The following is a 13,659-nucleotide window of genomic DNA, read 5'->3' as shown; positions in this document are numbered from 1 at the left end:
ATGGATAGAAGAAGATTTATCACAAAGACATCGGCGGGTTCCGCTTTTGTTGGCTTAGGAGGTCTAACCTTAAACTCTTGTTTTGGCGATACAAAAAAGCATATTACCATACTACATACCAATGATGTGCATAGCCATATAGATACCTTCCCCAAAAGCCATTCAAGTTATCCGAACTTAGGTGGTGTCGCACGGAGGGCTACTTTGGTCGAAACGATTCGAAAAGAAAATCCGAATACCCTGTTATTTGATGCAGGTGATATTTTTCAAGGTACTCCTTATTTCAATTTTTATGGAGGTGAATTGGAATTTAAATTAATGAGTAAGCTCAATTATAACGCCGCTACCATAGGTAACCATGATTTTGATAATGGAATAGACGGACTCTTTGCCCAATTGCCCAATGCAACCTTTGAATTGCTATCGGCGAATTACGATTTTAGCAATACGGTGATGAACGGATATGTAAGACCCTATAAAACCTATTTGGTCAATGGACTGAAGATTGGCGTATATGGTCTGGGAATTGAACTCGAAGGTTTGGTATCAAAGAAACTTTTCAAAGAGACAAAATATTTAGACCCCTTCGAAATCGCTACTGATATTGAAACCGTTTTGAAAGAGGATGAACATTGCGATTTGATCATTTGTCTTTCGCATTTAGGCTATCATTACAAAAATGAAGAAAAACCGGATGATCTAAAGTTGGCTTCCCAAACAAAGTTCACTGACTTGATCATTGGAGGACACACCCATACTTTTTTGGATAAACCCACGGTTACAAAAAATGCTTTAGGAAAAAATATCCTCGTCAATCAAGTAGGATGTTTTGGTATCAACCTTGGGAGAATTGACTTTTTCTTTGATAGTGATAAAAATGTAAATTCAGAGGGGGCAAGCATTATTGTTTAGGGGAATCCTTTTCCAGTAGATGCTTCGCCAATAGCTGAAACTCTTCATCCAAAGAAACCTTCGGAATTGATTTATTGGCCTTGCGATACCAATATCCCGCATTCCATTCATCCCCTTCTTTTCTATGCAAATAGGCATGAATCCAACTTCCTAGCTCCGTATGCATTTCTTGGGCTATGTTGTGTGATGCCTCCCAATCCCCTACTGCATCGTACCAAAGGGCCTTAAGTCCAGTAGGCCAATCGTTATCCGGTATGGCATTTTCCAAAGTTTCAAGGAATTGATCATAGTCTTTTGGAACCATTAGGATAGTTTTTTAATCATTTTACCTACTGTTAATCCTTGAACAATGATAGAAAACACCACGACCACATAGGTAATGACCAAAAACAGGTCACGGTGCATATCCTGGGTAAGACCAAGGGCAAGAGCTATCGAAATCCCACCCCTGAGTCCACCCCAGGTCATAATTAAGGTAGTATTGGGAACAAAATCCAGTTTTTCCTTAAAAAAGTTGATAGGAAGCAAAAGTGAGAGATACCTACAGATAAGAATGATTGGGATAGATAGTACTCCGGCTATCACATAATTTAATTCAAAAGTAAGTACCAACATTTCCATTCCGATCAAAACGAATAAAAGGGTATTCAGAAGAATGTCTATCAGCTCCCAAAATTTGTCTACATAGGTTTCTGTGATTTCCGACATAGAGCTATCCCTTAAAGTATCATTACCAACAACCAATCCTGCTGCGACCATGGCCAAGGGAGCAGAAAGATGGAATTTCTGCGCTACTACGGTTCCCACCATAACCGTGGCTAAGGTAATGATGACTTCAATATCATAGTCATCTATAGATTTCATCAAACGATAGGTAATCCATCCTAAGAGCAATCCCAAAATGATTCCACCAAAAACCTCAACCCCAAAAAGTTCCAAAACATCTATTGCCGTTACGGTCGAGTTCCCTGAAGAAGCAAACTGGAATATGGTTAAAAACACCACAACCCCTACCCCGTCATTAAACAAGGATTCGCCAACAATCTTGGTTTCCAATTTTTTAGGGGCCCCAACTTGTTTTAAAATGCCTAATACCGCAATCGGGTCTGTAGGAGAAATCAAAGCACCAAATAGAAGACAATAGACATAGGCGACATCCATTCCAAAAGCCATTAACAAATAAAAAGTAGCTGTCCCCACCAAAAACGTGGAAACCAATACGCCTAATGTCGAGAATACCAAAATTGGCCATCGTTGCACATGCAATTGTTGAAAGTTCGTGTGTAATGCCCCTGCGAAAAGTAGAAAGCTCAACATAATATCCAGAAGTAAAGTCTTGAAATCAATCTGGGTGATGATGTATTTTTCGGCATTCAATAAGGTGTCATCAAAATAACTGAGGGCAAAAACCCCCAATGTAAAAATTATAGTGATAACCATTAAGCCAATGGTATTTGGAAGTTTGAGAAAACGCACATTGATAAATCCGAAAATGGCGGATAAAAAAACAAGAATGGTGGCTATAAAAAAATAACTCATTCGCTAAATTTGATTTTATGACCCCAAAGTTAAAAGGTATTTTTTATCGCAACCATTTATCCGGGCTCAAATAAAACATTTTTTTCCAACCGTGTACCGATTCGGAATCGTAGAGTTGGGGATATGGAAAAGGTGTGGTAATCGCATAGTGCAAATGAGGTGGTTTTCCTTTGGCATTGCCCGTGTCTCCCACGGTACCCAAAACAGTGCCCGGTCTTACAGGTTGAAACGCAAATGCATCATACGAAGCTAAATGAGCGTAATAATGAAAACGCCATTTGGGTCCCAAAATCATGACGGACTTACCCCCTTTTCCGCCTTCATGGGTATACACCACAATCCCATATGTAGATGAAATCACGTCGGTACCCCTTGCGGCAAAAATATCAATGCCTTTATGGGTTATCGAGGTTCCCCAAGGATAGGCCCAAAAAGAATCCAAAGCCCAACTTTGTGTAGTGGCATTTTTTACTGGAATAATCATTTTTTGGGGAATTACAAACCCTATCCCAAGAATAAGCACAATAACCCAAAACCATTTTTTGAAGTACCTATAACGCACTAAAAATGCTATTGAGGATAATAATGTATACCAAAACCGTCGAGTTGTACTTGTAATCATTGATATCTCTTAATAAGCGCTTTATAACTAGTCTTGAACAAAAATAAGATTATCTTATTTGTTCCTGATAACTATTCAAATTACAGCCCAATATAACGTTGAACGATCAGGATTTTGTTAAATTAAATCGTGCTAATAATTCCCCTACCTGTCATAGAATAATTGATCAACGTGTATCGAATATTTTTTGGTTATGAAGTATTTCCCTTTGCCCTTCTATTTTGTACATTGCCGAACGAATGGATAAAAAACCAACCAAACTTACACGCCAAATGGGCTTGTTGGCCCTTACGGCCACTGGGGTATGTTCTATGTTAGGTGCCTCGATCAACGTAGTGCCTTTTATGATCCAACGAAATGTACCAGGCATAGGCCCTTACGTATTACCGGCCTTTGTCTTCGCGGCCATTCCCGCTTTGTTTGCCGCTTTTGCCTATTCTATTTTGGCCTCTGCAATGCCCCGTGCGGGTGGCAGTTATATTTATGCCAGCCGAGGATTGAATCCGTATTTAGGTTTTGTAGCCAGTTTTTCACAGTGGTTCGGACTATCTATAGTAATCGGTGTGATCGCCTATGTAACCATTCCTTTTATCCGTGATATTGCCCTGAATTTGGGTTGGAAAGGTATTTCGTTGGCTTTAGAAACCGGATGGGTAAGGGTATGTCTTGCCCTAGTATTGGTTTGGACCTTTGTTTGGGTAAACATCCGTGGGACCAAATCATACGAACGCACTCTTTTGCCGATGATGTTTCTCATGTTTGCCTTAGGGGCCATAGTCATTGTAGCAGGATTTAGTTTTGATGCCTCCGATTTCTTGAACGCTTTGCAAGTGAAGGAAGGTCGGGATTTTATCCCTACCCCTACGATTGACTTCGATTGGCGGGTCTTTCTTTCCGCTGCTGCTTTGCTATTTTCAAGTTTTATAGGTTTTGACTCCATCGCACAAGCTGGTGGCGAGGCCAAAAATCCGGCTAAGACACTACCTAAGGCGATTTTAATGGCGATTTTGGGGGTTGGCCTTTTCTACTTCTTGTTCGCCTCTGCCGTTTATCATACCGTACCCTGGAGTTTTGTTGCTGAAGAAGCCTTGCATAAAGACATTACAGCGCCAGGTTTATTAAGTTTTGTGTTGCCCTCAGGATTGGGCATCGCCATTTTGATTGGAGCTGCTATCGCATTGATCAATGATCTTCCGGCCATGTTATTATCAGTTTCTAGGTTGATGTTTGCCTGGGCGGAAGACGGAATATTCCCGAAAATAATTTCAAAAGTACATCCCAAACGTCACACCCCACATATTGCGCTTGTGGCTGCCGGTATAATGGCCAGTGTAGGGGTTTTAGGTTCTCATTTTGCAGGTGATTTCTTTTTAGGCATCGATATTATGGTCACTTCGATGATGGTCAACTTTCTGTTGATGTGTATTACGTTATTGACCCTACCCAAAAAAAATCCGAAATTGTCAGAAAACATAGAAGCTTTTAAGAATAGACGGATACAAAAAGGTATCGGAGGCATTGGGACTTTCTTATTATTGCTTTTTTTAGGTATTCACACCTACAAAGACCTAAGCTCCGATGCCAGTGCCTGGTATTTTCATTCCACACCGATATGGATTATTGTATTGGGTTTGGCAAGTATTTTATTTGCCTATAAATGGAACCAACTGAAACTAAAGGGTGTGGATGTCTCCAAACGATTTAAAAATCTTCCAAAAGAGTAACAAATGCAGATGACAACAAATTTAGCCCCGGAATTGGAAATTTCCAGAATCATCACAGGTTTATGGCAAATTGCCGATATGGAAAGGGATGGAAATACTTTAGACCCAAAGGCCACCTCAAAATTCATGAAGGACTATGCAGATGCCGGATTCACTTCTTTTGATATGGCGGACCATTATGGTTCAAGTGAAATTATTGCCGGGACCTTTAAAAATAATTATGAACATGGTGATGAAGTGCAACTTTTTACCAAATGGGTACCAAACCCCGGTAAAATAAGTAGGTCCGAGGTACGAAAAGCCGTTGAACTTGCCCTTGACAGAATGCAACAAGCTTCCTTAGATCTCATGCAGTTCCACGCATGGCATTACCCAGACCCCAGTTGGCTCGATGGATTGTTTTATTTGAACGAATTGAGGGCAGACGGACTGATCAAACATCTAGGTGTTACCAATTTTGACCCGGCACATTTACGGGTTGCCTTGGCCAGTGGCGTCCCGATTGTTAGCAACCAGATTTGCCATTCGGTAATCGATCAACGGGCCAATGGGAAAATGGCTGATGTATGTACCGAATATGGGGTGAAGATTCTGGCCTTTGGTACTTTAGCGGGCGGATTTTTGACCGATACTTGGTTGGGCAAAACTGAACCAAGCCAAAAAGACCTAAAAACGTGGTCACAAATGAAGTACAAGCGTTTTATTGATGCCGCAGGAGGCTGGGAACCTTTTCAGTATGTTTTGGAAACTTTGAAGAAGATTGGGGATAAGCATGATGCTTCCATTGCGAATATCGCAAGTAGGTATATTCTGGAAAACAAAACAGTAGCGGGAGTAATCATCGGTGCACGTCTAGGTGCCAGTGAACACATAATCGATAACAAGAAAATGGTTGCCATCGATTTGGACAAAGCCGATCTTGAAGCTATACGAAAAGCCCAGAAAAATCTTAAACCTATACCTGGTGATTGTGGGGATGAATATCGCAAACCTCCTTTTTTAACTGCTTCTGGGGATCTAAGCCATCATCTCGAAACCATTCCAAAAGCTTTTTCACCTATCAAAACTAGAACAAACAGGGAACAGGTTTTTAGTGGAACCGTTTGGGAAGACTTTGCAGGATATTGCAGGGCGGTTAGGGATGGCAATCGAATTCATGTTTCAGGAACCACGGCTACCCACGGAGATATGCTGATCGGTGGAAAGGATGCAGCGGCACAAACCCATTTTATTATCGACAAGATCGAAGCAGCGATTGAAAGTTTAGGGGGTACATTGAACGATGTTGTGCGTACCCGCATATTCGTTAATAATCTAAAGGATTGGGAGGTGGTCGCCCGAGCCCACGGTGAACGATTTTCGGGAATCAATCCGGCAAATACCCTAGTGGAAGCTAAATTGGTCGGTGAAGATTATTTGGTTGAAATTGAGGCAGAAGCTATTACTACTGCCTGAAAATTTGACGCATAAGCCTATCTCAAGCCATTTTTAGAAGTTGTCGATCAATTCCATTCCACCGACCATTGTAGACCGCTTTTTTTAATGTTTTGTTCAAACGGTTTCCATCGATCCTCCATAAACACATCAACCGTTTGGCCATATTCGCTTATCATTTTTTTAAGTGCATCCAAAAGCTGTTTGTGTTGTTCCGATACTGGTGTGGTCCTAGCCCTAGCAACCATCAAGAGGTCGGTTAACCTAGAATAAGGCGTTATCTCAAGCGATTGCCATGCCCCAACTTGCCGCTTCGGTTTGGGCGTCTGTCCAGCAGATCGCAGCTTCTCGAGTGCATTTCCCATATTTTCAAGGGCATCCAAAATATTGGAAGTACCAATTGATACACTGTCCAATGCCTGTTTTTGCAAATCTTGAACTATTTTTTTTCTCTTGTCGATTTGATTTATTCCCTTTCCCAATACCTGAACTTGGATATCCAACTCCTTCTTGAATGCATAAAGTTGTTCATCGATTTTTGGGTCAATATCGAAACGGGGGTCGGCGATTACCTTTACAAAAGTAGAATCCTTAGTACCTTCATAATCCATCACAACCTTATAGTTCCCCGGTAAAACAGCTATCTTTTGTGCTCTGTTGGAAGAACCGGGCAAATCGGCAGATTTTTCATCCAAATTCCAAATCAAATAATTTAAACCCTTCACTAAGGAATCTCCTTCGACGGTATTAATCCATTCATTTTTTTCGTTGAATATGGTGGCAGAGACCATTGCCGTTGAATCTTTGAGTTGTTTAAGATAATATGGGATTTTGGTCCTTTGGAAAACCTTATTCTCTCCCTCGAAGGTCGTATGGAAACCGGTCCAAATATTCCCTGGTGGATTTATAAAAAGTCCTTTTACCAGCACCGCATCGTTAACTGGTAAGGCGGTAATGGTATCATAGATTCTATTTCTGGTAATTTCCCGGAGGCTTAATAAATCATCAAGGATCCAAATAGCTCTCCCGAAGGTACCTACGATCAAAGCCGATTCAGGTTCTTGAATAGCTAGATCCATCGTTGAGACTGAAGGAAATCCATTTTGAAATTGTTTCCATGACTTTCCTTCGTCAATACTCATCCATAAGCCATTCTCGGTCCCTAAAAATACCAGTTTTGGTTCAACAGGATCTTGTAAAACAGTGAGTGCGTATCCTTTTACCTTCGTTTCATCGACCAATCGGGACCAGGTTTTGCCAAAATCGGTTGTTTTATAAAGGTAGGGCGCATAATCGCCTTTTCGGTAATTATTAACGACCATCCAAGCGGTTCCCACATTAAATCGTGATGCCTTAATCTGGGCAATCCATGCTTCCTTAGGCAGGCCTTTCACATTTTTAGTCAAATTTTTCCATGTAGTACCTCCATCCCGTGTCAATTGCACCTGTCCGTCATCGGTACACACCCAAATGATATTCCTATCCAACGCACTCGGCGCAATATCGAGTATGCTATTGTACATTTCAGCACCTGAAATATCAAGTGTAAGGCCTCCGTAATCCCCTTTTTGGTGTTCTGGGTTATTCGTCGTCAAATCCGGTGAAATGACTTTCCATGTAGCCCCCTTATCCTCAGTAACATGTACAAATTGTGATCCATAATACGCCTTATTGGTCTTGTATGGATCACGGGCAAACCCTGCATTCCAATTGAAGCGTAAAACGGTTTTGGAATCTGGTGCAGGAGGTTGAATGCTAACGTAGTAACCAGTAAGTTTGTCGTATCTATATAGATTTCCGTTTTGGGATGAACCATAGCCAAAGCGGGAATTGTCGTAATCCGGTGAAATATCAAAACCATCGCCTCCAACCAAATATTGCCAATATAGGGTACGGATTCCCCCTCTTTTCCATGTATAACCAGGACCTGACCAATTACCATTATCCTGCATACCTCCATACACATTGTAAGGTCTATCATGGTCAACACCGATATGGTAAAATTGGGCCACGGGAATGGTTTCGGGAAAATACCAACTTTTACCATGATCATATGTAATGCCCAAGCCGCCGTCACCACCGATTATAAAATGTTGGGCATCATCGGGATTCACCCAGAACGCATGAAAATCGGCATGGATTCCCTTGGTTTCATCGGCAGGAATCATTGGTTTTGGGTCAAAGGTCTTCCCTCCGTCATAACTGACCGATAGGGGTTGGTAAATATTGTACAGCCGGTCCGGATCTTTGGAGTCTACCGCCACATCCTGAAAATAGAACGGTCTATTGTTGGTGAATTTGGGATCCTCATTAATAACGTACCATTTCTTCCCCCCATCATTACTTCGGAACAGTTTGTTTGTTTTTGCCTCAATCTTGGCATACATGCGATTGGGGTCGCTGGGGGCTATGGCCAGCCCTATTCGGCCCAAATCACCTTCTGGGAGTCCTGCTTCAGCCCCAAGGGGCCGCCAAGTATTACCCGAATCTTCCGTGACGAATAGGCCAGAACCCTTACCTCCGGAAGTAAAATAATAAGGCGTTCGTTCATGCTCATATAGCGCAACAAATAACTTATCGGGGTTGGTAGGGTGCATTACCATATCGGCAATCCCAGACCGTGTATTTGAATAAAGGATCTTGGTCCAAGTTTGTCCGCCATCCGTTGTTTTGTAGAGCCCCCTGTGCTCATTCGGATTAAAAGGGTCGCCCATGGCCCCTACAAAGACGACATTCGGATTTCGTGGATCTATAATGATGCGATGAATCGTTTTGGTAGCTTTCAAACCCATATGGGACCAGGTAATACCTCCATCGACACTTTTAAAAATACCCATTCCCAAATTCATGGAGTTTCTAGGATTACCCTCACCCGTACCTACCCAAATCACATCTGGATTATCTTGTTGGATCGCTAAGGCCCCTATATTCTGGGTAGGTTGGTCATCAAAGACAGGATACCATGCACTACCCCCATTTTCCGATTTCCATACCCCTCCTGAAGCTGCACCGACAAACATGATTTTTGGATTGGCTTCTACGACATCAATGGCCGTAATCCGACCACTCATATTGGCAGGGCCTACATTACGAATCTTTAGGTTTTTGAGATTATCCAAGTCCAGAAATTGCGCCTGTACAGTGCTTAAACTAAATACTAAAAGGAGCTTAAGAATTAAATGGTTTGGTTTAAACATAAAAGGAAACTTTATTTTACACCCAGCGAGTAGGTATTTGATTTTAATTTAGCTCGTTTACTTATTTTCATTGGATCATTGCCTTAAAATCGAATTCCGAAATGATAGGAACGCCCAGACTTTCGGCTTTTGTGCGTTTGCTTGGACCCATTTTATCCCCAGCCACCAAAAAAGAGGTTTTTGATGATATGGAAGAGCCTACCTTACCCCCATTATCCTCAATCAATTTTTTAAGCTCATCCCTACTGACCGTCTCAAAAACACCAGAGACGACAAAGGTTTTGCCTTTTAGTATTTCCGTTTGGTTCAAGAGTTTATCCTTAGACAGTTCGAATTGCAAACCGTAACTTTTTAAACGGGCAATATTTTCCAAATTACGTTCATTCTGGAAAAATTCGACCACACTTTGCGCTATGCGTTCGCCAATTTCATCCACAGCCATTAGTTCGTCCATACTTGCGACCATTAAGGCATCAATATTTTTGAAGGCTTTTGCCAATTTCTTGGCTACGGTCTCTCCTACGAATCGAATTCCTAGGGCAAACAGCACACGTTCAAAGGGAATCTTAACCGATTCGGCTACTCCTTTTACCAAATTTTCCGCGGATTTTTCCGCCATGCGTTCCAAGGGCATAATTTGCTCTGTGGTCAAAATATATAGATCCGCATAATTTCGAATAAGGCCCTCCTTAAAAAGTAATTCTACCGTTTCAGCACCCAAGCCCTCAATATCCATGGCCTTACGGGAAATAAAGTGTTGTATTCGTCCTGTAATCTGGGTAGGGCATCCATAGAAATTGGTACAATAGTGTTTGGCATCCCCTTCGGTTCGTACCAGGGCTGTTCCACATTCTGGACAATGCGTTATATATTGGGTTGGTTTAGAATCAGTAGGGCGTTTGCTAAAGTCAACCCCAATGATCTTAGGGATGATCTCACCCCCTTTTTCCACGAAAACGGTATCGCCTTCACGAATATCGAGTTTTTCAATTTGATCCGCATTGTGTAGGGAAGCCCTTTTTACCCTTGTACCTGCCAATAAAACAGGTTCTAGATTAGCAACTGGAGTAATCGCACCAGTCCGTCCAACTTGATAGGTTATCTCATTCAAAACAGTAGATACCTGTTCGGCCTTGAATTTATAGGCCATAGCCCATCTTGGAGATTTAGCGGTATACCCCAGCTCTTCTTGATGTTGGATACTGTTGACTTTGATAACGACTCCATCGGTCTCGTAGGGCAATTGATGTCGATGTACATCCCAATAATCTACAAAGGACATAACCTCATCAGTGGTTTTACACAACTTGGCTATAGTCGGCACCTTAAAACCCCAATCCCGAGCCTTTTGCAGCATTTGATATTGTGATGTAATCCCGGTATTAGGGCCTACAATACCATATAACAGACAATCCAGTGGTCTTTGGGCAACAATTGCACTATCCTGTAATTTCAAACTTCCTGAAGCCGTATTCCGTGGGTTCATATAGGGGTCTTCCCCAGCAGTAATTCGTTCCTCGTTCATTTTAGCAAAACCATCCAATGGTAATATGATTTCCCCTCGAATATCGAACTTCGGGGGGTAATCCCCAGTAAGTTGTAAGGGTACTGAACGAATGGTCTTGATATTAGTGGTAACATCATCCCCTTGAAAACCATCACCCCGGGTTACTGCTTTTACCAATTGGCCTTTTTCATAGGTTAGACTGATGGAGGCCCCATCATATTTCAACTCGCAGGTAAACTCAACCATGGCGTCGCCAAGTATGCGTTGTATGCGCTTTTCCCAATCCTCCAAATCCTCTTTGGAGTAGGAATTTTCCAAGGAATACATGCGATGTTCATGAGCAATGGTATTAAAACTTTTTGTGATACCGCCACCTACCCGTAAAGTAGGGGAAGTTGGGTCGTGGAATTCAGGATGCTTTGCTTCCAATTCTTGAAGCTCCTTAAGCATCATATCGAACTCATAATCAGAAATGGTGGGAGTATCCAACACATAATAATTGTGGTTGTGTTCCCGTAATTGTTGGCGTAGTGCCTCTATTTTTTCCTTTACACTCATTTACACTTGGTCTTTTTCAATCCATTTTGGCATGGCCAATGGTTTATAGTTTTCCATTTGCTTTATTAGTCCGTCGACTGAATCATCAACCAATAACATCTCATAATTCTCCACTTTCAAAAAACCTTGATCAACCATCTTTCGGATCATTTTCAACAAATCATCATAAAATCCATTGGTATTCAGAATTCCAATAGGTTTCTGATGTAGACCCAATTGGGCCCAAGTAATCATTTCAAACAATTCTTCCAATGTTCCGTACCCTCCGGGAAGTGTAATGATACCATCGGAAAGCTCATGCATTTTAAGCTTGCGTTCGTGCATGTTTTCAGTGACAATCAATTCTGTCAATCCTGAATGGTAGACTTCCTTCAGTTTCAGAAAATCGGGGATTATACCGATAACTTTACCCTGATAGTCCAAAGCTCCTTGAGCCACCTTACCCATCACCCCGATTTTAGCGGCACCATAGACCAAAGTGATCTTTTGTTCACCAAGGGCCTGCCCTAACGCATAGGCCGAAGATAGAATATCGGGATCATTACCTTCACTGCTACCACAAAATACGACGATGCTATGCATAACTTTTAAATATCAATTTCCAAATCTATCCTTTTTCAAGATTCTTTATTTCAAGGTCATCAAAGTCCTCTAGCGCTTTCATACATTTATTCAGAGATTATACCTTTCAACATTCTATCATTCCCAAACATATCTTTACGAAGTTCCACCTCGATAAAACCATTTTCAAAAAGTGCCTTTGTTTCTTTGCCCATATATTGATTTATTTCCAGATATAACCTACCGCCTGATTTTAAATTCTTTTTGGCGAGTTCATTGATCTTGCGATAGAAAACCAACGGGTCGTTATCAGGAACGAACAATGCTGATCCCGGCTCATTCTCGATTACGTTTGGTTTCATTTTTTCCTTTTCCAACAACCTGACATAAGGCGGGTTAGACACGATGACATCAACTTTATCCTTAAAATATTCCATGTTCAATATATCAGCGTTGAGAAACTCAACCTCAACTTGGTTCTTCACCGCATTTTCCTTTGCAACTTCCAAGGCCTTTTTTGAAATGTCCAAACCATAAACCTTGGCCCTTTTCATATTTTTAGCCAACGATATCGCAATACATCCACTACCTGTACCGATGTCTAAAATACTGATTTCCTTATTTCCATCCATTCGATAGTCCTCGAGGACCCAACGCACCAATTCTTCAGTCTCGGGTCTGGGAATCAAAACATTTTCATTTACCTTGAAATCCATGTCCATAAAATGGGTTGACCCTAAAATATACTGTATGGGTTTTTTCAAACGTAACTGAGCCAACACTTCGAACAAAGGCTGTTCTTCCTTCTTGGACAGCGTCAAATTCGGTTGAAGTGCCAATACGAAGCGTTCCAGATTCAAATTATGTGCAATGGTTAGATAAAAGAAGCTTTCCACTTCTTCCTTAGGATAGATTGGATCGAGTTCGCTATGGTATATGTTTTTGATTTCCTTTAAAAGCATTGATCACAACTGTTTAAGCATCCATACTGGGCATGAAAAATGACCGGTATCACCCATTGGTTTATCAATATATTCAAACCCCGATTGTAAATAGAGTTTTTGGGCGGCTTTCATATAAGGCATGGTTTCCAAATAGCATTTTTCATAACCAAATTGCCTAGCCCGATCCAAACAGATTTGCATCATTTTCGCACCCAGACCACGTCCTCTGGCCTCTTCCAAAAAATACATCTTTTGCAGCTCACAGACATTGCCTATATAATGCTCTAATTGGGCCACACCTGCACAACCGATAATTCGGGCTTTGTCCTCAATAACGAAATAGGTAGCCTTGGGAACATCATAATTTTGATACATATGGTCCAATGCCTCGTCAGCATAGGCCGTACCCACTTTTGGAACGCCCAAATCGATCAATACCTTTCGAATTACAGTAGCCACTTCCAAATTATCCTCTGGTTCTATTTCCCGTATTATCGCAGTATCCATATAATGTGTATCCGATATCTTTTAAAGTCCTATTTTTGTGGAGTGAAGATACATGAAATATAGTTTTATCCTGAGTGTAAAATCTATTTTTAAGTCTTATCCCGATGATTATTCCAAAGAATAAGGAACATTGAAATGCCGACGAACCCACAAT

The 13,659-nt window shown here is 41.4% G+C and carries 11 protein-coding genes; 3 read left to right on the top strand and 8 right to left on the bottom strand.

Annotated elements, in window-relative coordinates; genetic code table 11:
• Positions 1-912, top strand: a complete 912-nt coding sequence (locus tag HPE63_RS00510; RefSeq protein WP_188312276.1) for a bifunctional metallophosphatase/5'-nucleotidase — start codon at positions 1-3, stop codon at positions 910-912.
• Here the strand turns inward: HPE63_RS00510 and HPE63_RS00505 are convergent.
• The 3 genes from HPE63_RS00505 to HPE63_RS00495 are packed head-to-tail and all read right to left on the bottom strand — an operon-like array spanning position 902 to position 2,935.
• On the bottom strand, positions 902-1,216 hold the full coding sequence (locus HPE63_RS00505) for a hypothetical protein (RefSeq protein WP_188312275.1): 315 nt from the start codon (positions 1,214-1,216) through the stop codon (positions 902-904). The two genes, HPE63_RS00510 and HPE63_RS00505, sit on opposite strands and share 11 nt — an antisense overlap.
• Positions 1,216-2,451, bottom strand: a complete 1,236-nt coding sequence (locus HPE63_RS00500) for a cation:proton antiporter (protein WP_188312274.1) — start codon at positions 2,449-2,451, stop codon at positions 1,216-1,218. Before HPE63_RS00500 ends, HPE63_RS00505 begins: the two co-directional genes overlap by 1 nt.
• Positions 2,452-2,494: 43 nt before the next feature.
• Entirely contained in the window at positions 2,495-2,935 is a 441-nt protein-coding gene (locus tag HPE63_RS00495) for a M23 family metallopeptidase (RefSeq protein WP_223198003.1), read from the bottom strand.
• A gap of 377 nt (positions 2,936-3,312) precedes the next feature.
• On the opposite strand from HPE63_RS00495, the gene HPE63_RS00490 reads away from it, so the two are divergent.
• Both HPE63_RS00490 and HPE63_RS00485 read left to right on the top strand, forming a co-directional pair.
• The gene (locus HPE63_RS00490) at positions 3,313-4,797 is read left to right on the top strand and encodes an APC family permease (RefSeq protein WP_188312272.1); all 1,485 of its coding nucleotides are present in this window, start codon (positions 3,313-3,315) and stop codon (positions 4,795-4,797) included.
• A gap of 9 nt (positions 4,798-4,806) precedes the next feature.
• A complete protein-coding gene (locus HPE63_RS00485; protein ID WP_223198002.1) occupies positions 4,807-6,252 on the top strand; it encodes an aldo/keto reductase in 1,446 nt (481 codons plus the stop codon).
• A gap of 47 nt (positions 6,253-6,299) precedes the next feature.
• Here HPE63_RS00485 and HPE63_RS00480 read toward each other — a convergent pair whose 3' ends face one another.
• From HPE63_RS00480 to HPE63_RS00460, 5 genes are all read right to left on the bottom strand, one after another.
• Positions 6,300-9,428 (bottom strand): VPS10 domain-containing protein, encoded by a 3,129-nt coding sequence (locus tag HPE63_RS00480; protein WP_188312270.1) that lies wholly within the window; start codon positions 9,426-9,428, stop codon positions 6,300-6,302.
• 67 nt (positions 9,429-9,495) lie between these two features.
• Positions 9,496-11,493: an NAD-dependent DNA ligase LigA gene (gene ligA / locus HPE63_RS00475; RefSeq protein ID WP_188312269.1), complete on the bottom strand. Its 1,998-nt coding sequence runs from the start codon at positions 11,491-11,493 to the stop codon at positions 9,496-9,498.
• Positions 11,494-12,075, bottom strand: a complete 582-nt coding sequence (locus tag HPE63_RS00470; RefSeq protein ID WP_188312268.1) for an LOG family protein — start codon at positions 12,073-12,075, stop codon at positions 11,494-11,496. It abuts the gene before it with no gap.
• 86 nt (positions 12,076-12,161) lie between these two features.
• On the bottom strand, positions 12,162-13,016 hold the full coding sequence (prmC, locus tag HPE63_RS00465; RefSeq protein ID WP_188312267.1) for a peptide chain release factor N(5)-glutamine methyltransferase: 855 nt from the start codon (positions 13,014-13,016) through the stop codon (positions 12,162-12,164).
• 3 nt (positions 13,017-13,019) lie between these two features.
• Positions 13,020-13,505 (bottom strand): GNAT family N-acetyltransferase, encoded by a 486-nt coding sequence (locus HPE63_RS00460; protein ID WP_188312266.1) that lies wholly within the window; start codon positions 13,503-13,505, stop codon positions 13,020-13,022.
• Positions 13,506-13,659 lie beyond the last annotated feature (154 nt).

The organism is Maribacter arenosus, assembly GCF_014610845.1.
In the GTDB taxonomy this organism is placed as follows: Bacteria; Bacteroidota; Bacteroidia; order Flavobacteriales; family Flavobacteriaceae; genus Maribacter_A; species Maribacter_A arenosus.
Note: the sequence above shows the minus strand (reverse complement) of the source record. Positions and strands in the feature narration are given on the sequence as shown.

Excerpts from the sequence above, each read along its gene's own strand:
- HPE63_RS00460 (WP_188312266.1), bottom strand. The coding sequence starts at position 13,505 with ATGGATACTGCGATAATACGGGAAATAGAACCAGAGGATAATTTGGAA.
- prmC (WP_188312267.1), bottom strand. The coding sequence starts at position 13,016 with ATGCTTTTAAAGGAAATCAAAAACATATACCATAGCGAACTCGATCCA.
- HPE63_RS00495 (WP_223198003.1), bottom strand. The coding sequence starts at position 2,935 with ATGATTATTCCAGTAAAAAATGCCACTACACAAAGTTGGGCTTTGGAT.
- HPE63_RS00490 (WP_188312272.1), top strand. The coding sequence starts at position 3,313 with ATGGATAAAAAACCAACCAAACTTACACGCCAAATGGGCTTGTTGGCC.
- ligA (WP_188312269.1), bottom strand. The coding sequence starts at position 11,493 with ATGAGTGTAAAGGAAAAAATAGAGGCACTACGCCAACAATTACGGGAA.
- HPE63_RS00505 (WP_188312275.1), bottom strand. The coding sequence starts at position 1,216 with ATGGTTCCAAAAGACTATGATCAATTCCTTGAAACTTTGGAAAATGCC.
- HPE63_RS00485 (WP_223198002.1), top strand. The coding sequence starts at position 4,807 with ATGACAACAAATTTAGCCCCGGAATTGGAAATTTCCAGAATCATCACA.
- HPE63_RS00480 (WP_188312270.1), bottom strand. The coding sequence starts at position 9,428 with ATGTTTAAACCAAACCATTTAATTCTTAAGCTCCTTTTAGTATTTAGT.
- HPE63_RS00510 (WP_188312276.1), top strand. The coding sequence starts at position 1 with ATGGATAGAAGAAGATTTATCACAAAGACATCGGCGGGTTCCGCTTTT.
- HPE63_RS00470 (WP_188312268.1), bottom strand. The coding sequence starts at position 12,075 with ATGCATAGCATCGTCGTATTTTGTGGTAGCAGTGAAGGTAATGATCCC.
- HPE63_RS00500 (WP_188312274.1), bottom strand. The coding sequence starts at position 2,451 with ATGAGTTATTTTTTTATAGCCACCATTCTTGTTTTTTTATCCGCCATT.